Raw genomic sequence first — 20,330 nt, forward strand, 5'->3', positions numbered from 1 at the left:
ACATAGCTACGGCTATGCTCCCTCCGTTGTGCCTCGCATAGCACCTGCCCAAGTAGCCAGAAATATGTGATTCCATATGGCCAGCTACTTATCTTACCTGAATCCACTTGCAGTAAAGGCTAAACACTGACTTTGAATACCAAAACACAAGGACAGGACTCTTCCGGAAGTAACAACGCCTCTGGCCATAATGCCACTGATCAAAACGTCTGCCGCTTCTCTCTTGAGCCTGATGAGCCACAGAGGTTCGCCGAACTCTGTGGGCAATTCAACCAGCACCTGAAACAGATCGAAGAACGTCTCGGTGTCACCATCCGTCATCGTGGTAATGTCTTTGCCATCCAGGGTGACAATGGCCGTGCGGAGGTAGCGGGCGAAGTCGTCAAGCGACTGTTCAGAGAAACCGGTAAGGACGAACCCCTCAGCCCGAACACGGTTCACCTGTTCCTGCAGGAATCGGCCATTGAGTGGATACACGAAGAACCCGAAGACAAGCTGATCTCTCTGCGTACCCGCAAAGGCCTGATTACGCCCCGGGGGCCTAACCAGCAAAGTTATGTAAAGTCGATTCTGCAGCACGACATCAATTTCGGTATTGGCCCTGCGGGTACCGGGAAAACCTACCTGGCCGTTGCCGCTGCGGTACAGGCCCTGGAAGAAGAACAGATCCGTCGCATTCTGCTGGTGCGTCCTGCGGTGGAAGCGGGGGAAAAACTGGGCTTTCTGCCTGGCGACCTGTCCCAGAAAATCGATCCTTATCTCAGGCCTCTCTACGATGCCCTGTATGAAATGCTCGGTTTTGAGCGGGTTGACCGACTGATAGAGAAAAATGTGATTGAAGTTGCCCCGCTGGCCTACATGCGGGGTCGTACACTCAATAATTCATTTATTATTCTCGATGAGTCCCAGAATACCACTCAGGAGCAGATGAAGATGTTCCTGACCCGTATCGGCTTTGGCTCTACCGCCGTGATTACCGGTGATATCACCCAGGTTGACCTGCCCCGGGGGACACGCTCCGGTCTGGCCAGTGCCATTGAAGTCCTCAAAGGGGTCGACGGTATCGGCTTTACCTGGTTTAACGCCAAGGATGTGGTACGCCATCCCCTGGTACAACGGATCGTGCAGGCCTATGACCGTTTCGACAAACTGACCCAGGAGCAGTCAACAGGAAAGTATTCCCGACCGGGTAAGCAACCTTCTGCTCCCCGCTCTGCACGCTCTTTACCCGCTGAAGGCTCTTTACCAGCTGAGGGCTCTTTACCAGCCGAGGGCTCTTCATCACCCAAAGGCGCACAATAATGGCCTCGGTTCATATTGATGTGATGATTAACAGCCGCAGCACACAGCTTCCCGAACAGAGTGAGCTGGAAAAGTGGGCCGCAGCTGCCGTTGGCCAGCACCGTCAGGAAGCTGAAATCAGCCTCCTGATCGTCGATGAAGATGAAGGTGCCGAGCTGAATCGGCAATGGCGGGGCAAGGAAGGGCCAACCAATGTACTGTCCTTTCCTTCCGATCTGCCTGCCGAACTGGAGTTGCCATTACTGGGTGATTTGATAATCTGCGTCCCTGTTGTTGAGCAGGAAGCTATTGAACAGAAAAAAAGTCTCAATTCCCACTGGGCTCATATAATGGTTCATGGCACACTTCACTTGCTTGGCTACGATCACATTGACGATCAGGAAGCCGAAGAAATGGAGTCTCTGGAGACGGAAATTCTCGGTCAGCTCGGCTATCCTGATCCCTATCAGGACAGAGAGTAATCCTGACAGGCTTTGGATCACGTTTAACACATTCATCAGTAAACCGCCCACCGGGAGGTGGGCATAGCCGTGAAGACAGAGGGCAATGAGCGACGACCATTCGACGGAAGATCATCCGTCACCATCATGGATGGACAAACTGACCAGCATATTTCACCAGGACCCCAAAGACCGCAACGCGCTGCTGGGCATACTGCGAGATGCCGGAAGCCGGGGCATGCTGGATGATGAAGCGCTGAGCATCATCGAAGGCGCTGTTCAGGTCGCGGACATGCAGGTTCGTGAAATCATGATCCCCCGCTCCCAGATGGTCTGTGTGGATGAAGACCAGAACCCGGAAGAGTTCCTGCCCCAGGTTATTGAGTCGGCCCACTCCCGCTTCCCGGTTATCGGCGATACCAAAGATGAAGTCATCGGTATTCTGCTGGCCAAGGATCTGCTGCCGTTGATTCTTAACACCGGGGGCAAATTCAATATCAAGAACCATTTACGACCAGCGACTTTTATCCCGGAAAGCAAACGCCTGAATGTTTTGCTCAGGGAGTTTCGCACCAACCGTAACCACATGGCCATCGTTATTGATGAATTTGGTGGAGTGGCCGGACTGGTCACCATTGAGGATGTGCTTGAGCAGATTGTTGGCGATATCGAGGATGAAACCGATGTTGACGAAGATACCTTTATCAAACCGGCGGATGACCTTGAACACGCGTTTATTGTCAAAGCGCTGACGCCCATTGAAGACTTTAACGAGCAGTTTGCCACCAGGTTCCCGGATGATGAGTTTGATACCATTGGTGGTATCGTCATGCAGGAGTTTGGCCATATGCCAACCCGCAATGAATCCGTGGAAATTTCCGGCTTCCGCTTTGATGTACTGAACGCCGATGGTCGTCGGATTCGACTGTTGCGGGTAACCCCCTGCTGATGCCTGCTGCGACGTCCCGTTCATCTCTTCAGGTTGTGCGCTACCTGCTGTCGCTGGCCGCAGGTGCGGCCATGCCCCTGGGCTTCAGCCCTTTTGACATCTGGCCAGTTCCCATGCTGGCTGTTGGCATGATCTTTCTTTTGACCCGAACATTACCCGTCAAGACCGCAACAATGTGCGGTTTTCTTTTTGGCGTCGGGATGTTTGGGGCTGGCACATCGTGGATATACGTCAGTATCCATGAATTTGGGGCCGCTTCCCCCATGCTGGCCGGACTGCTGACCGGGCTTTTTGTCCTGGGCATTTCCGCCCTGATGATCATGCCGGTCTTCCTGCTTTACAGCTGGCTTAATCAACGAAAAGCCGGGGCAATGCCCCCCTGGCAGCAGGCACTGATGTTTTCAGGGCTCTGGGTACTGTTTGAGTGGGTGCGCAGCTGGTTGCTGACTGGCTTTCCGTGGCTGTTATCGGGCTATGCACTTCTGGACACGCCCTTTGCAACGCTGGCTCCCGTTATCGGAACCTATGGCTTAAGCCTGCTGATGGTAGCCACCGCCTGCCTGTTGTTTGCCCTGATTATTCCGGCTAAACAGCAGCGAACACCCAATATTATTGCTTTATTCATCGCCCTGGCAGGTTGGGGACTTTCGTGGCCGCTCAACAACATGGCATGGACAGAAAAAACCGGCGATATCTCCTTCAGCGCGGTACAGGGAAATATTCCCCAAAACCTGAAGTGGGACCCTGACTTTATTCACACCACCATCATTAATTACATTGGCCTGAGTGAAGACCAGTGGCAGCAGGAATTGATTATCTGGCCGGAAAATGCCATTCCACTGTTTTATAACCGTGCCCGGGGCTTGATGGCCCAGCTGGACAGACTGGCCCGTCAGAATAACAGTACATTAATTCTTGGTATGCCAGTGGATGATAATGCTGGCAGCGAAACCCGTTACTTCAACAGTATTCTGTCTCTGGGAGAAGGCTATTTACCCGCAGACGGCCCCGGCCGCTACGACAAGCAGAAGCTGGTGCCATTTGGTGAGTACGTTCCCATGGAGTCCCTGCTGCGCGGGCTGATTGATTTCTTTAACCTGCCCATGTCAGAATTCTCCCGTGGAGACTCAGAACAGACCTTACTCAAGGCGGGCGAGGTAACCATTGCCCCTTATATCTGTTATGAGGTGGTTTACCCGAACTTTGTCGCACAAATGGCGCAAGAGAGTGGGCTGCTGATTACCATCAGCAACGATACCTGGTTTGGCAAATCCATTGGCCCTGTCCAGCATTTCCAGATTGCCCGGATGCGAGCACTGGAAACCGGACGCTTTATGATCCGGGCCACCAATGATGGCATTACCGCCCTGATTGATGAAAAGGGACGTGTGGTAAAAACGATTCCGCGCTTTACCCATGGCGTTTTGTCAGCAACCGCAGAGGTTCGCGAGGGCCAGACACCATTTATGATGTACGGCTCCTGGCCGGTGTTACTGCTAGGCTTGTTTCTGATTTTTCTGCCGCTGTATGCAAGAACCCCCCGAAAAAGAAGTCAGTGATGCCGTGGGATAGACCCAGCCCCCCCGGACAGCCCCTCAGGGGGCCATTGTCTTCCCAAGAGCGACGTCCCTGGTTAAATCCACCTCCTGCTCAAATCGTTCAAACGCAGCGATAAGTTCAGACACTATCGTTTCCAGCCTACTCTGTCTTACAGCTTCTTCCAGCCCGGATAATCCCAGATATTCCTCAACATAACCAATTATCTGATCGATCATCCGGTCATCAGGCTGGAGATGATCCAATGGCGAATTACCCCGGTCATCCAGATTTTCCAAACTCGGCCAGGCTCCTTCTGCTAACAATAATGCAAATACTTTAACCCTCTCGGGATGTTCACTTCTGCCTGCGTGATGAAGTGGCCTTACACCCGCATTGGTCGGATGATTGATGGCGATTTGATAGTCAGGATCAGCCCTGAACATATCACAGTACCACCGCACCACCTCCTCCCTGCCACCGGCTGCCAGATTAAACCGGTTATTACCCGTATTATTGGCAGCCTGCCCCTTTAAATCCCCCGGAGTTAATATTGCCTTGATGGATTTAAACAGTTGGTAATATTCCGTCCGCAGTGCTTCGGGAGCACTGTTTAACAGAAAAACCAGTATTTGATCCGGACAGTCCCTGTTGATTGCCGGCCCCACTTTACCAGCAACTTCATAGGCCATTTCATCGACTGATCTGGCCCCATTGGGTTCATTAAACAGTGAAACAATCCGCTCACGGGAAACTGAATTACAAATCACCTGAAATGCCTGAGAATCTGCTGCTGCACATGCCCAGTGAAGAGGGTTCATGCCAAAAGGGCAATCAACATCCCTGCCGATACGTAACGCTTCAGCAGCCACAGAAGCCAGAGGTTTTGCCTTATCAGCAAAATCAGATACATGTCGGCACCTGGAAAAATCAAGCACCTTCTGCTCCATAGTTGAAGCAATTCCACCACTGGCAATCGCCTCACCAGACACATGTCTGTACGGATCAAGGGGCTGAGTTCCGGGGGCATCCATCAAAATATCCTCTCGAAGCTGAAGTAGTTTGAACTTTTGATTGGCAATCCAGAAAAAAGTTTCGTCCAATGTTCCTTATATAAAAATGGAACCGGACAGCCGCTGCAAGGTCAAACGGCGATATTTAATGTCCAGGTGTGCAGGGTGTCTTTTTGAAAGCAGCAGCATCCACTCATTCCCCCCCGAAGCCTGCGGGCCGGGTTAAGCAACAAGTCGGCTCAAACAGGATTCCTGACCGCGTCGGATGTAGATTTAACGGTAAAAATGTCTCAACGCATCCGTTTCACAGAGGCACAGCCCCACCCCTGAATGATGCCAGGCGTATTGAGGCTGCCTTTTGGAATAAAAGGCTGTTAAAGGGACATCAAATCACCCCGGCTGAGGTGTTTAAAGCCTATGGCAGTGACCGTTCGTCTCTCAGAGCTGGCTTTTTCCTGCAAAGGCTTTGTGCACAGAACATTCTTCTTGACAATAAAAAAGTCACCCCGGAGCAGGTCATCCAAGAATTCAACCGACAGCCAGATGGCAATGATAAGTGCAGATTGGCGATAGCACGCTATAGAGAAGAATTTTGCCTGAAGGGCCTGCCATTAAATGGTCAGCCGGTCACAGCGGATACGGTGATCAAGGATTTCCCGAATACTCCACACGGCATACTGGGAAGAGCGCGCTTTAAGGAACAATGTTGCCTCAGCGGCCAGCCGTTGAATGGCCAGCAGATTACACCGGATGAGGTGGTTAAGGCTTTTCCGGACAGTCAAGCCGGTAAACTGGGGGTAGCCCGCTTCACCGCAGAATGTTGCCTGAAGAGCCTGCCGTTGCATGGCCATCGGGTCACAGCAGATGCAGTGGTTCAGAGTTATCAGGCGGCCGGAGCAACACTGGAGCTGGCACGCTTCAAAGCGGAATGTTGCCTGAAGAGACTTCGGTTGGATGGCAAGCTGGTCACACCGGATGCGGTGGTTAAGGGTTTTCCGGGCAGTCCGGCCGGAAAACTGGGGATCGCGCGTTTCAAAGCAGAATGTTGCCTGAAGAACCTGCTGCTGTATGGTCGACGGGTCACACCGGATATGGTGGTCAAGGATTATCAGGCCGCCAGGGCATCTCTGGAGCTGGCGCGCTTCAAAGCAGAATGTTGCCTGAAGCACCTGCTGTTGTTTGGCCGACAGGTCTCACCGGATGAGGTGATGAAGGATTATCAGTCCGCCAGGGCACCACTGGAGATGGTTCGCTTTAAAGCAGAATGTTGCCTGAAAGGACTGCGGTTGAATGGTCGGCCGGTCTCACCGGATGAGGTAGTTAACGGTTATCAGACAACCAAAGCGCTGCTGGAGCTGACGCGCTTTAAGGAACAATGTTGCCTGAGGAACCTGCCGTTGAATGGCCAGCGGGTCACAGCGGATGCCGTGGTTAAGGGTTATCAGGCCGCCAGATCACTACTGGAACTGGCACACTTCAAATCAGAATGCTGCCTGAAGGGCCTGCTGTTGCAGGGCCGTCAGGTCTCAACGGATGAGGTGGTGAATGATTTCCTGAACAGTCGGAAAGGCAAACTGGGGATAGCGCGCTTCAAGGAACAATGTTGCCTCAGGGGTTTGTTGTTGTATGGCCAGCAGGTCACCCCCGAAGAGGTGGTTACGGATTTCCCGGATAGTCCGGAAGGCAAACTGGGCAGGGCCCGCTTCAAGGAACGATGTTGTTTCAGGGGCAAGCTGCTGCATCGCCAGTCGGTCACAGCACATCAGGTGGTTAAGGATTTCCCGGATAGTCCGGAAGGTAAACTGGCGCAGGCGCGCTTTAAGCAACGGTGTTGCCTGAAGGGCGTGCCACTGAAGGGCCGACAGGTGACACTGGAAGAGGTGATGCAGGATTATCAGGCCGCCAGAGCAACCCTGGAGCCCGCTCGCCTAAAAGCAGAATGTTGCCTGAGAGGACTGCTATTGAATGGCCGGCAGGTGGCTCCGGATGAAGTAGTCAGGGGTTTCCCAAATAGTCCGGAAGGCAAACTGGGAAGGGCCCGCTTCAAGGAGCAATGTTGCCTGAAGGGCCTGCCATTGAATGGCCAGCCGGTCACACCAGATGCAGTCGTTAAGGGTTTTCCGGACAGTCAGATTGGCAAACTGGGAATAGCGCGCTTTAAGGAACAATGTTGCCTGAAGGGCCTGCCGCTGAATGGCCAGCAGATTACACCGGATGAAGTGGTTAATGACTATCAGGGTGCCATGGCAACAATGGAACTGGCTTGCTTTAAGGCGGAATGTTGCCTGAGGAGCCTGGCCTTGAATGGCCTGCAAATTACACCGGAGGAAGTGGTCCGGGGTTTCACCAACAATCCGGCGGGCCAATTGGCAGCAGCGCACTTCAAAGCGGAATGTTGCCTGAGAGATCTGCTGTTGAATGACCAGCAGGCCTCGCTGGATGCGGTGGATTATGAACGGGGTGGCTGGTTGCTCGAAAACACTATTTTGTATTCTCAGCTGCCATTGAAGACGAAAGTATTGGAAAGTATCTGGGATAACCAGCAAGTATTAGACGCGTTTAATGAAATACCCGGCGATCATTCGGCTGTGCAAACCAAATATCTGATTCAAAGGCTGAAACAATCTCTGCGGTACGGTGACACCAACGAAGCTCAGGATATACTTCAACAGGCTTGGCAAATCTCAAACAACGCACCGGTTCAGGACGATGAGCAACACCGACTGCAATGTATCCTGAAATTCATGGCTATGCAGAATGAATGGGCAATTGACCATGAAAACCTGTCAGCAGAACAGGTGTTGGAATCCACCAAAACACTGAGACACTCATTTCAGAACTTACGTATACGTTTCTTCTTCCTGGCGCACTGCTATATCAACAGCCTGTGTGTTAATGGACAACAAATCCATAAGGATCAGGTATTAGAATGCCTCAAGAGTTTTCCTGAAGAAAGTAAACTGCATTATGCTTTAGTTTGCTGGCTTGAAGAATGCAGCACCGACACCAATGTAATGGATTATATGCTGTTTAGACGAGAAAACACCGTTGGCGGTGATAGTCTTCACGGATACGATGTCTCTGATGGTCAACATGGGACTTCGGCTTACTTCATGTTATCTGTTGATGAAGACTATGGGCTTGATATGAATTGAACGACAAAAATTTTCTAAATAACACTGCCCCAGGCTGGCCTTCGAGGTTAAACACAACACTCAGCTGCGATAGATCAGCCAGTACCATAAATACCCGGCGTACTCTCTGAAAGCACGTTCACTGTCGCTCAAATAACGGGCACTGGGCAACCATCGACTGATACGGAAAGTGTCTTTTGAGGCATTGGCCAGCATACCCGGTGCCGGAATCACATGAAAACCCGCTCGTTCAAAGCTGAGAACGGCCCTTGGCATATGCCAGCCATGGGTCACGAGTAAAACCGACTGAATATCCTCAGGCAGCATTTCACGGGCATACACTGCATTTTCCCGGGTTGTAGTACTTTGATCCTCCAACCACCGGGTTTCCACAGCAAAATCATGCTTAAGACTTTCTGCCATGGTGGCTGCTTCCGGTCGGAAACCGCCACCACTGACCATAACCGGCAGCTCAGTCTGACGGCTCAGCCATGCGCCATAACGGAGTCGCTCCAGGGTATACATAGAAGGGCGAAAGCCTGACATCTCGGGGCTGATACGAGGTAAACCACCACCAAGAATCACCACTGCCTGAGGCTCTACAGGTTGTGTTTGCCCCGGCGTAAAGACCGGGTAACGCTCAAGACTGCGAATAAGCAGCGATGAAACCGGCTGGGTTGAGAACAGATAAAGAATGACCAGTGCCAGCCAGGCAATCCATGACTTAAAAATCAGTCCCATTATGATCAGCCAAATCAGCAACATGAAAAAAGGAGTCCATTTGTTTTTCTAGGAGCCTGTCGGACTTAAGCGTCCGTCTAGGCGACCCCGTAGCGAGGATTGCGAGAAATTGAGGATGAAAATTTCTGCTTCTGAGGAGAATAGCGGGGCTATTTGACGAAGAAGCAGGAATTTTTAGACCAATTTATCGCAACCGCACGACTGCATGGATGCAGGAGCTAGGGCAACGCAGGAGCAGTTGCCGCGTAGGACAGTCTTAAGTCCGACAGGCTCCTAGCCCCACAGGCCGGAAAGGGAAAACTTTAGTGACGGCACGTTATTGTGACACGCTCATTGAAAATCGGACAATCCCAACCCGTTTGATCAACTATCCTGAACAGTCCCATAGTTTTAACGATAAGGTTTACGCTGTGCAAGGACCGTTTGAGCATCTTGTTCTGGAAATGGCAGTCATCTTTGGTGGTGCATCGTTACTGGGCACCCTGTTTGTCTGGCTGAAACAACCCATTATTCTCGCTTATATAGGCCTTGGTATGCTGATTGGTCCCCAGGGTCTGAATGTGGTCATGGATGATGGACATATTGAAGCGATCTCCACCATGGGGATTATTCTGTTGATGTTTCTGCTGGGGTTACACCTGCACCCCAGAAACCTGCTCAAACAGTTAAAACAAACGGCGCTGGTAACCTTTCTCTGCCTGAGCGTTGTTGGTGCCATGATCTGTGCCACTCTTGCCCTGCTCTTTGATTTTTCATTGACAGAAGCGTTGATCGCTGGCCTGTCTCTTGCCTTTTCCAGTACCGTACTCAGTTTAAAGCTGATCCCTACCACAACACTGCACCATAAGAGAACCGGTGAAGTGATGATCAGTATTCTGCTGTTTGAAGATATTCTGGCCATTCTGACCATTCTGATTCTTTACAGCAGCAACGGTGGGGCCCATATCGAAGCGCTATTACTGCCGTTGAAAACCTGTGCATTTGCCCTGGGGGCCTGGTGTTTTGTCCGATACGTCCTGCTACCGCTAATGGGGCGTTTTGACATTATCTCTGAGTATATTTTTCTGGTGTCTCTGGGCTGGTGCCTGACAGCAGCTCAACTGGCGGAGTCTTTTGGTCTGTCCCATGAGATCGGGGCTTTTATTGCCGGAGTCAGTATTGCTACATCGCCAATCTCACTGATTATTGCCGAGGGTTTGAAACCGTTGAGGGAGTTCTTTCTGATTCTGTTTTTCTTTTCGGTTGGAGCCCAGTTTGAACCGATGCTGAAAAGCCATCTGCTGATGGCTATTCTATTGACGTCAACGATCGTATTAATTGCCAAGCCCATACTGTTTAAATATCTGCTGAAGCATCTGGCAGGCGAACGACACGATAATGCGGCAGAAATGGGGTTACGTTTGGGGCAGAGCAGTGAATTCTCACTACTCCTGGCCTACGGAGCCATGACGGCAGGAAGAATCCAGCAGGAGACCGCATTACTGATCGAAGGGGCGGCAATTCTGACCTTTATAGTTTCTACGTACCTGGTGGTATTCAGACTGCCAACACCGATATCCCCCAGCAATGAGTTAAGAAGTGATTGAAACTCTGCTGAGTTTTTAATGCCACAAAGAGGCATTGGATTAAATAACAAAAAAGAATATACCTTCATGTTCAAACGACCGGGAGTTCGGAGACAATTCACCCGGATCATTAGCAATTTGAGCCTCACTGAGCGAACCATTAGCGGGGTTTATCTGGTCTTCGATGTGTTGATCAACAGCCGGGTGGTCTCTGATGTGTTGATCAACATCTGACAGCAGGGCTTTCTGGTTACAATTGCTAAAGGGGCAGAGAACAATCAGGTTATCCAGAAACATCCTCGTTTCTATACTGTAGCTGGTTAATGTTTTGCCGGTAACGACAATACCATCGCAATTATGCTCACCTATTGCTAATGAATCGTTATTATCTATGCAAGGTTGGCAGATCGTATGATGACAACCATCAATTTTCCTGCCGTTGTAGGTGATATTCCTGCATTGAATGCATTCCAGGCTTCTCAGTGCGGATATCTGCGATGAATCATTGCTAAAGGCAACATCTACCTGTTGACCTGAGGGTGTGATCACTGAAAAGGACTGTAAAACGCCAGGCATAATCTGAGTTCCTCTAGATCCTCTGAAACAACAATCGGTTATGTTTTCTGGTACTAAGACGGCTTTGACCATTACCAGCGCTGTTTAGTTCCAACCCTCAGGACAGTTCCTTACATCAGCCCCCACAGCAACACTGCCAGTATCTGCGGCGACAAAATTCTCAAACACATCACCAGCGGATAAACCGTTGCGTAGGACAGTGCCGCCGCTCCGGACTTTTCATGCAGACTGTTGGCAAAGGCCAGCGCAGGCGGGTCCGTCATGGAACCTGCCAGCAGGCCACAGAGGCTCAAATAGTTAAGCCCACCAAACATACGGCTGGTAATACCGATCACCAGCAACGGCATCAGGGTGATCACTGCGCCGTAGAGCATCCATTGCAAACCATCCCCATGCACCAGGATATCCACAAAGTTTTCCCCGGACTTTAAACCAACCACAGCCAGAAACAGAACAATACCAATCTCCCGCAACGCCAGGTTGGCACTGGGCGGCATAAACCAATATAAACGACCAATACTGCCTATTCGGCCAAGAATCAACGCCACCAGCAGTGGTCCACCGGCCAGCCCCAGCTTGAGCGCCGCTGGCAGGCCCGGGATCGTCAGGGGCACAGAGCCCAGCAGAATCCCCAAACCAATACCAATAAACACCGGCATCATCTGAACCTGTTGCAGCTTCTGCTGGGCATTGCCCACCTGATTGGCCACCGCATCAATCGACTCAGGGCGACCAACCAGGTTGAGAATATCACCAAACTGCAACGTCGCGTCCCGGTTGGGCACCAGCTCCACACCGGAGCGGTTCAGGCGGGAAACCACCACGTCATAACGCTGTTTGAATTTCAGGTCGATCAGCTTTTTACCCAGCACCTTCTCATTGGTTACCACCACCCGGGAAGTTCTGAGCTCCGTCCCCTTGGTGGTCAGGGACGCGTGCACCTCTTCGCCGAGAATAAGGCGGGCATTCTGCAATTTCTGCCGACTGCCAACCAGGTGGAGAATATCCCCCATCGCCACTGATGTATTGCCTTTGGGGACAACCAGTTCTTCCCCCCGCTTCAGTCGGGAACAGACCAGCTCGCCGTCATTCAGCCCCGGAACATCCTGAAGCGCCAGACCATCAATATTCGGGTTTCGAATGGCCACATTGATGGTATACAGACTTTCCTTTCCGGTACCGGACACTTTCTCAAAGGCTTCCGCTTCCTCGTTAACGTCTATTTTGAACAGTCGCCGGATAAACCACATGCTCAGCAGAATGCCACAAATACCGAACGGGTAAGCCACCGCATAAGCAGAACCTGGCAGTGCCAGCATGCTCTCTGGCATTCCCAGCTCGGCCAGAATGCCGGTACCCGCCGCCAGAGAAGGCGTATTCGTCACAGCGCCCGAATAAACCCCCAGGACAACGGGCAGGGGAACATCAAACATCAGATGAAGCACGGTGGCCACCACCCCGCCCAGCAGTACCAGCCCTGCGGCAAAGGCATTCAGTTTCAGACCGCGGCTTTTCAGCGATGAAAAGAAGCCCGGCCCCACCTGAATCCCGATGGTGTAAACAAACAGAATCAGGCCAAACTCCTTGATGTACTCCAGTGTGTGGCTGTCCAGATGGATATCCATCTGATAGACAAAGTGCCCCACCAGAATACCCCCGAACAGCACGCCACCTATGCCCATACCGACGCCACGGATGCGCCAGTTACCTATCCACAGGCCCAGCACGGCCACCAGCGACAGGATCGATATGGATATCGCGATATCGCTCATTATGTTTTCCAGAAAGTGAGAATGAATGATGAAGATTAAAAAAGGATCGCCACCTTACCAAACACTGACAGTCAGGCCGGATGATATAGATCAATACGAGACAATCTGTGTGGATAAATCATCAGGAAAAGTGCAGTTGCACAGGCAGTGTTGTATCCTTGCGGGTTATTAGTTTCCCTGACTCTTTGATTGGTTTTCCACAAAGCTTTCCTCACCGGACTGCTTTCAGGAAAGCATCAAAGCGATCCTTTACATTAAGCCCGTTGAGCGATGATGGAAGAGCATTACCAACCGCATCAGATTGAGAGCGAAGCCCAGAAATTCTGGGAAGACAATGACAGCTTTGCTGTCACCGAAGGCACTTCACAAGAGAAGAGCAAAGAAAAGTACTACTGCCTCTCCATGTTCCCGTACCCCAGTGGCCGACTGCACATGGGGCACGTTCGTAACTACACCATTGGTGATGTGATTTCACGCTACCAGCGTATGCGCGGCAAGAATGTCCTGCAGCCTATGGGCTGGGATGCCTTTGGTCTGCCTGCCGAAAATGCCGCCATCAAAAACAAGACGGCACCAGCCCCCTGGACCTACGAAAACATTGATTACATGAAAGGCCAGCTCAAGCGCCTGGGTTTCGGCTATGACTGGAACCGTGAGCTGGCAACCTGTAAGCCGGATTACTACAAGTGGGAGCAGTGGTTCTTCACCCAGCTCTACGAAAAAGGCCTGGTATACAAAAAAATGGCCACCGTTAACTGGTGTCCAAACGACGCCACCGTACTGGCCAACGAGCAGGTTGAAGATGGCCGCTGCTGGCGTTGTGATACGGTCGTAGAACGCAAAGAACTGCCCCAGTGGTTCGTTAAAATCACAGCCTACGCCGATGAACTGCTGGCCGACCTCGATAAACTCGAGCACTGGCCAGAGCAGGTCAAGGCCATGCAGCGCAACTGGATTGGCCGCTCCGAAGGCGTACAGATGACCTTCAAGGTTGCCAATGGGCCTGGCGCTGCTGCGGGTGAGAGCGCCCCAGAGGAGTTCAAGGTTTACACCACCCGACCAGATACCCTGATGGGCGTGACCTACGTAGGCATTGCCTCAGAGCACCCATTGGCCAAAGCGGCAGCGGCCAATAACCCTGCCCTTGCCACCTTCATCCATGACTGCAAATCCAATGCCGTGACTGAAGCCGAAATGGCCACCATGGAAAAGGTCGGTGTCGATACCGGCATCCGGGCCATTCACCCAATCACGGGTCGTGAAGTACCCGTATGGGCGGCCAACTTTGTACTGATGGGTTACGGTACCGGTGCAGTGATGGCCGTTCCCGGCCATGACCAGCGGGACTACGAGTTTGCCACCCGTTTTGGCCTGCCCATCGAACAGGTCATCGAGCCTGTCAATGGCGAAGCTATTGACCTTGGCGCAGCGGCTTTTACGGACAAGGGTAAGCTGGTGAACTCCGGTGAGTTTGACGGCCTGAGTTCAGAAGAGGCATTCAATGCCATCGCCGACCGCCTGATTGCAGAAGGCAAAGGTGAGCGTCAGGTGAACTATCGCCTGCGCGATTGGGGTGTCAGCCGTCAGCGTTACTGGGGGGCACCAATTCCGATGCGCTTCCTAGAAGACGGTACTGAAGTTCCTGTTCCTCTGGAAGATCTGCCGGTGCTGCTGCCAGAAGACGTGGAAATGGACGGGGTTCAGTCACCCATCAAAGCCGATCCCGAGTGGGCAAAAACCACCCACAACGGCCAGCCTGCCACCCGTGAGACTGATACCTTTGATACCTTCATGGAGTCCAGCTGGTACTACGCCCGCTACTGCTCACCACAGTCTGATGACCAAATGCTGAACCCTGAGCAGGCTAACTACTGGCTGCCGGTGGATCAGTACATTGGTGGTATTGAACATGCGGTGATGCACCTGCTCTACTCCCGTTTCTATCACAAGCTGCTGCGTGATGCCGGCCTGGTCGACAGCGATGAGCCGTTCAAGCGCCTGCTCTGTCAGGGCATGGTACTGGCTGACACCTTCTACAAGCTTGATGAAAAAGGCGTCAAACAGTGGCTTGCCCCGACCGATGTCGACAGCGAGTTTGACGACAAAGGACGTCTGGTTAAGGCTACCCTGAAAGCGACAGGTGAAGTGGTTGAACATGCGGGCATGAGCAAGATGTCCAAATCGAAAAACAACGGTATCGACCCGCAGGACCTGATTGATCAGTACGGCGCTGACACGATCCGTCTGTACACCATGTTCGCTGCGCCACCGGAGCAAACCCTGGAGTGGTCTGAAAGTGCTGTAGAAGGTGCCAACCGTTTCCTGCGTCGCTTCTGGAAGCAGGCCGCAGAGCATATTGCCGGTGGTGCTGTGGCCGCTCTTGATCTGAACGCCCTGACCAAAGAGCAAAAGGATCTGCGCCGTAAAGTGCATGAAACCATCAACAAGGTTTCTGATGACTGTGAGCGCCGCCTGACCTTCAATACCGCCATTGCCGCGATCATGGAGTTGAACAACGCCATCAGCAAGTTCCAGGTGTGCCATGCACAAAGTCAGGATCGCGCCGTCATGCACGAAGCCATTGAGGCTACCACGCTGATGCTGGCACCGATTGCGCCTCATGCCATGCACAGTATCTGGCAGGCGTTGGGTCACTCTGAGCCGGTACTGGATGCTTCATGGCCGGTAGCTGACGAGGAAGCGCTGAAGAAAGAGGCCATCACCCTGGTGGTTCAGGTCAATGGTAAGGTGCGGGCAAAACTGGAAGTACCGGCAGGCCTGGGTAAAGACGCCATTGAGAAGCTTGCTCTGGAGCATGAAAACGTCAGCAAATTTACCGATGGTTTGACAGTCCGCAAGGTGATTGTGGTTCCCGGTAAACTGGTGAATATTGTTGCCAATTAATCGCAAGGTAGCGGACATCCTTCCGGAAAAATCATAAAGGGGCAAACGCCCCTTTATTTTTCGCCCTAAAAATGGGAAGTCAGGGCAAGAGTTTGTTTTTCCCGGGCAGGCTATTTCCTTTATTCGTCATCATCAAAAGGCTCATCATCGAATAAAAAGGGTGACCCTTCCCTTTCTTTTTCTTCCTCTTCTTCACGTTCTTTCCTGCTTTTCCTTTTCCTATCAGACCGATTCAAAGGATTTGGAGTTAGATTAGGTAAAATAATGGGAGGCGGCTGCTTTTGACCACTTTCCACAGCCAGTGGTGGTTGTGCTGCGATATTGGCCAACCCCATTGAAGCAAGCAACTGGTTTAACGAACCCATTGCCTGCGCGGAACTGATAGGGGTTGCACTGTTATTGACACCGATATTGATACTGGTGCCGACCTTGTTACCTGACTCAGGGCGAACAGCTTCATTTGCGCTCTTGCTCCCCGGGGAAACAGGCCCTTCCCCGTTTTTCAGCCTGTTCTCGCCATGCCCATTATGCACCCCGGACTTTGCTGGTGCAGATAATCCATCATGCTCCACCCCGCAGCCAAGCCCATTAGCTACCCCCGGCTTTAATAACTCCGAGAGGTATTGCCGGTTAACAAGGGCAAGTCCTTTTTCAGGGGCAATTTCACCAGCAATACCAGCTTTGGTGGCGTACTGATTTAAAAGAGAGTCAACTTCTTGCAATAAAGCAGAGTCTGTCACTGAGTTAGCATCTTTTAAAGCCAGCGACAGCTTCTCCGCCAATCTGGATAACTCCATCGCTTTCTGAATATCTTCCGGACGCCCCTGCAACATGAGATTGTTAATAAGGTTACCTAACAGTTCACTGATTGAATGTCGTTGAGACAAGGGCACCCTGCCCCCCTGGGACGCTGCGTGATCCTCAGGCTCCCCCTGTCCGCCATCAATGATCTGAACACTGCCCCCCGTTAACAGGGCAATCAGTTGTGCTACTTTTGTAATCACCTCAATGATCATTTGCGCTGACGGGCTTTCAGTCAGGTCAGGTCCACAGACCACAACATGCAGTGCAGGTGGTGTGGTAAAGAGAGAGGCAATCGACCTGTCGGGTAAGGCCGTCCAGGCAGTCAATAACCTGTTACCCGAGGCCGCATTGCTGATAAAAGCTGGCTGTGAAACCGCAACTGGCATAAAAGGCGGCGCTGTCAGCGAAGATGGTGTCTGCGGGCACCGGCTTGTAACGTTCCTCTCAATAACCGTTCTTAACTCACTTCCTAATGGCCTGGCAAAAATCCTGTTTTGAACAGTCCGCAGCTCCCAACGCTCCACCAGCCGCACCTGCCTGGAGTTACCCATAGCATCGGTAACATACAGATTCTTTTCTTTGGTCAGTTCAGTGCAGCTGACATTGGCTGTTTGGGCGGAATTGGGCAAATCCGGCGGCATGGATGCCGCTAATTGCATGGATACAGCTTCTGCCATGGGGCCTCCTGCTTAGCCTGAAGCAAAGAATGCACTCTGCCATCATATTGAGTTAATTATTATTTGTTCCTTTAGAAGTATGACACTGAAAATCCGGATAAGTTCCGGCATGGTGGGGCGGCCAGCCTCCCGGAACCTGACAACAATCAGTAAAGTCCATCCGCCAAACGGGAGCTGAACCTATCAAAGAGGACTCTGGCTTCCCTTGTGAATTGCTGGCAAAATTCCTGACCATATAAGATTTTATGGATAATTCAGAGTGATGAAGTGCTTCGCTTGTTAAAAGGACTTACGCTTGTCACAATTCTGGCAGCCGTTATTTTGCCGGGAATCAGGTACTTTTTATCCAGTAAAATCACCTTGATGGTAAATCAATGGGTCGCCAGCCTCTCTCCTTATGCCCGTGTCAGCTATGAGAAAATTGATATAGGCCTGAGCGGCACTATCAAGCTGCACAATGCAACGATGGATCTACCATCCGGCCAGCAGCCCAGACTGGAAATACAGCGAATATCCCTGCGCTTTCCAGAGCTTTATGGACTGTACCAGCCAGCCTTAACCGGTGATTACTCTCTGATACCGCAATCCCTGACTGTAGAGCTGCAGGGCATGAACTTATTTTTTCTGGACCACCCTCACCTGGAAGCCCATTTTTCCAAAAGGAATGAGTCATTAAACAGCCTTGCCGGAGCTTGTCATGACCAGCGTCTCTTTGGCCCTGCACAGCTTGAATCAATGGGTTATACCTCTGCCAATTTAGTCAATCTCGGACTCCGATATCAATTCCATGACTTCAACCAAACGCTTGACCTTACCATTGAAAGCGAAATTCAGGGGTTGGGATTTACTACGTTGGGCCTGTCCATCGATAACCTGAGCCATCTTGACCGGGCAGCATTCAAAACCGAAACTGCGGGACTGAAGCAACTTTCTTTCTGGTATCAGGATGATGGGTATATAAGCCGGAAAGTCAGGTTCTGCGCTCAACGCTCTGGTGTTTCAACGGCTGAGTATGTTGCCCGGGAAGTATCACGGGAGAATCAATACTACGCAGCATTATGGGGCATTATTCCGGGTGATTCTATTCGAGAGGCATACCAGGACTTCCTCAACAATCCAGAGACCGTTTCCATTAGCCTGGAATTTCAATCCCCGTTTCTTTTCAACCGGCAGTACCGGGAAGATGACGTTCCGGTGCTCAGCCAGCGCTCTGTATCGATTAACAATAGCGAGATCATTGCGCCAATACTCACGGTTGTTCCGGGGGAGATAAGTAAAAAAGTGGGTGATCTGCAGGCCATACTGTTTAGCAACGTCGAATTGCCGGAAGTAGACGGGCGCAGGGCAAACCCCGTATCTGAACCCTATGATGACCAATCAGCCTCCCTGCCTGAACAGGAAATAGACCTGAGAGCAGTGTATGTGGGTCAGCATATCCGTTACCAGCCTGTGGAGCTGACCAGTCTGACTGAAGGTGAGCTGCGGCAAATCAGAATTACCCTGAGCAATGGACGCCAGTACGAGGGCATTATTAACAGCCTCAGTGACAGTGAGCTTCAGCTTAAAAGCCAGCAGGCAGGAGGTGAACTGGTTCTCCCGATAAAACTTGAAAGAATTGTTCAACTTGAAATAAAAATGTAAACGCCGGGAATGATTCCCGGCACAGTAAAACTGGCGTAAACACCAGACTATAACTACTCTCAGCTAGAAATCCCTCCCGGAAGTATCATTTAACCAATGGTTAAGATTGGGTAAAACACATCACGCATACGCTGTTCATTGATAACAAATGCAGCCAGGCAGTCATAAAAAATCAGATAAACAATTGCACTGCCAGAGAGGTTAATGATGAAAAATGGCAACCATCAGATCATTGAAAAAGTCACTATTATTGGTGGAACCCACGGCAATGAATACATCGGCCCCTACTTCATAAGTAAGGCAGAGCAAGTGGGGATTTTTCAGGATAATGCCCTGGAAGTGGCAACGCTCCTTGCCAATCCGGAAGCCTTTGCCCGGGCAAGGCGGTTTATTGATCAGGATTTGAACCGCTCATTTTCTGACCGGGTTCTCACCGGCACTCAAGACGCCCATGAGTGTCAGCGGGCAAGAGAAATCGCCCGACACTTATCTCAGGATGCCATAGGCCAGCACTTCCTGGTTGATCTCCACAGTACCACCGCCAATATGGGCATTACCCTGATCGTCAGAAATAGTGAGCCACTTAACCTTCACACTGCGGCTTATGTGCAGAAAAATATTCCCGAAGCCCGGATCCTGCTCAGCGATGTTGACCATAGTCAGCACCCGTCTTTAAACAGCATTTCACGTTTTGGTATTGTGATTGAGGTTGGTCCCTTAGCCAATGCCGTGCTTCGTCATGACCTCTTTGAAACCACCGAGAAAGTGGTGGATCTGGTCGTTAAGTTCCTGACTCTGTGCAAAACTCGCCAGGAACCTAAACTTCCTGACGCCGTGACGGTATTCAGGTTCAGGGAAAAAGTACCTTACCCCAGAAATGAACAAGGGAATCTGACCGCAATGGTTCACAAAGACCTTCAGGATCGGGACTATCGCCTGCTAGAAACCAATCACCCCATTTTTATGACATTTCAGGGTGATGACATCCGATATTCCGGGGAACCTGGCTATCCGGTATTTATTAATGAGGCCGCTTACTACCTTGAAGATACGGCTTTCATCATCACCGACAAAGTTGAAGTCTCACTGGATTGAACATCTATTGATCTAACGATGCTCACTTTCCTTTTCTGAAGCAGAAGCCGCAGGCGGCTAACCACCAGCAATCAGTACACCCACCTGAAAAACACGACCCCCCCCCCCCGAAAATCATCAAACGGGCTTCGTAAAATACTGATAGAAAAGAAGAAATATTGACATAAATTAAAACAACAAC

Annotated in this window: 14 protein-coding genes; 9 read left to right on the forward strand and 5 right to left on the reverse strand. The window is 51.3% G+C overall.

Going from position 1 to position 20,330, the window contains the following annotated elements:
• Positions 1–132 precede the first annotated feature (132 nt).
• The 4 genes from ACO6UY_RS04350 (at position 133) to lnt (ending at position 4,250) form a co-directional block, all read left to right on the forward strand.
• A complete protein-coding gene (locus tag ACO6UY_RS04350; RefSeq protein WP_422446601.1) occupies positions 133–1,302 on the forward strand; it encodes a PhoH family protein in 1,170 nt (389 codons plus the stop codon).
• Positions 1,302–1,763: an rRNA maturation RNase YbeY gene (ybeY, locus tag ACO6UY_RS04355; protein WP_422446603.1), complete on the forward strand. Its 462-nt coding sequence runs from the start codon at positions 1,302–1,304 to the stop codon at positions 1,761–1,763. Before ACO6UY_RS04350 ends, ybeY begins: the two co-directional genes overlap by 1 nt.
• A gap of 85 nt (positions 1,764–1,848) precedes the next feature.
• Positions 1,849–2,691 (forward strand): HlyC/CorC family transporter, encoded by an 843-nt coding sequence (locus tag ACO6UY_RS04360; protein WP_101745588.1) that lies wholly within the window; start codon positions 1,849–1,851, stop codon positions 2,689–2,691.
• On the forward strand, positions 2,691–4,250 hold the full coding sequence (lnt, locus tag ACO6UY_RS04365; protein ID WP_422446605.1) for an apolipoprotein N-acyltransferase: 1,560 nt from the start codon (positions 2,691–2,693) through the stop codon (positions 4,248–4,250). The genes ACO6UY_RS04360 and lnt overlap by 1 nt, the downstream gene beginning before the upstream one ends.
• A gap of 36 nt (positions 4,251–4,286) precedes the next feature.
• On the opposite strand, the gene ACO6UY_RS04370 is transcribed toward lnt, so the two are convergent.
• Positions 4,287–5,261: a hypothetical protein gene (locus ACO6UY_RS04370; RefSeq protein WP_422459532.1), complete on the reverse strand. Its 975-nt coding sequence runs from the start codon at positions 5,259–5,261 to the stop codon at positions 4,287–4,289.
• A 152-nt stretch (positions 5,262–5,413) separates the two neighbouring features.
• On the opposite strand from ACO6UY_RS04370, the gene ACO6UY_RS04375 reads away from it, so the two are divergent.
• Positions 5,414–8,395 carry a hypothetical protein gene (locus ACO6UY_RS04375; RefSeq protein WP_422446609.1) on the forward strand — a complete coding sequence of 994 codons (2,982 nt, stop codon included), beginning with the start codon at positions 5,414–5,416 and terminating at the stop codon, positions 8,393–8,395.
• A 60-nt stretch (positions 8,396–8,455) separates the two neighbouring features.
• Here ACO6UY_RS04375 and ACO6UY_RS04380 read toward each other — a convergent pair whose 3' ends face one another.
• Entirely contained in the window at positions 8,456–9,139 is a 684-nt protein-coding gene (locus ACO6UY_RS04380; RefSeq protein WP_422459534.1) for a YdcF family protein, read from the reverse strand.
• Positions 9,140–9,420: 281 nt separating this feature from the next.
• On the opposite strand from ACO6UY_RS04380, the gene ACO6UY_RS04385 reads away from it, so the two are divergent.
• Positions 9,421–10,701, forward strand: a complete 1,281-nt coding sequence (locus tag ACO6UY_RS04385; RefSeq protein ID WP_422446613.1) for a cation:proton antiporter — start codon at positions 9,421–9,423, stop codon at positions 10,699–10,701.
• A gap of 39 nt (positions 10,702–10,740) precedes the next feature.
• Here the strand turns inward: ACO6UY_RS04385 and ACO6UY_RS04390 are convergent, their stop codons facing one another.
• On the reverse strand, positions 10,741–11,256 hold the full coding sequence (locus ACO6UY_RS04390) for a hypothetical protein (RefSeq protein WP_422446615.1): 516 nt from the start codon (positions 11,254–11,256) through the stop codon (positions 10,741–10,743).
• Between the two features lie 110 nt (positions 11,257–11,366).
• Positions 11,367–13,028 (reverse strand): putative transporter, encoded by a 1,662-nt coding sequence (locus ACO6UY_RS04395; RefSeq protein WP_422446617.1) that lies wholly within the window; start codon positions 13,026–13,028, stop codon positions 11,367–11,369.
• 273 nt (positions 13,029–13,301) lie between these two features.
• On the opposite strand from ACO6UY_RS04395, the gene leuS reads away from it, so the two are divergent.
• On the forward strand, positions 13,302–15,932 hold the full coding sequence (gene leuS / locus ACO6UY_RS04400; RefSeq protein WP_422489247.1) for a leucine--tRNA ligase: 2,631 nt from the start codon (positions 13,302–13,304) through the stop codon (positions 15,930–15,932).
• 119 nt (positions 15,933–16,051) lie between these two features.
• Here the strand turns inward: leuS and ACO6UY_RS04405 are convergent, their stop codons facing one another.
• The gene (locus ACO6UY_RS04405) at positions 16,052–17,413 is read right to left on the reverse strand and encodes a hypothetical protein (protein ID WP_422446619.1); all 1,362 of its coding nucleotides are present in this window, start codon (positions 17,411–17,413) and stop codon (positions 16,052–16,054) included.
• 363 nt (positions 17,414–17,776) lie between these two features.
• Between ACO6UY_RS04405 and ACO6UY_RS04410 the strand changes: the two genes are divergently transcribed.
• Both ACO6UY_RS04410 and ACO6UY_RS04415 read left to right on the forward strand, forming a co-directional pair.
• Complete coding sequence (locus ACO6UY_RS04410) at positions 17,777–19,054, forward strand: hypothetical protein (protein ID WP_422489189.1); 1,278 nt, start codon at positions 17,777–17,779, stop codon at positions 19,052–19,054.
• Between the two features lie 204 nt (positions 19,055–19,258).
• Complete coding sequence (locus ACO6UY_RS04415) at positions 19,259–20,149, forward strand: aspartoacylase (RefSeq protein ID WP_422446627.1); 891 nt, start codon at positions 19,259–19,261, stop codon at positions 20,147–20,149.
• Positions 20,150–20,330: the final 181 nt, after the last annotated feature.

Source organism: Endozoicomonas sp. ALE010, assembly GCF_049310165.1.
GTDB lineage: Bacteria > Pseudomonadota > Gammaproteobacteria > Pseudomonadales > Endozoicomonadaceae > Endozoicomonas.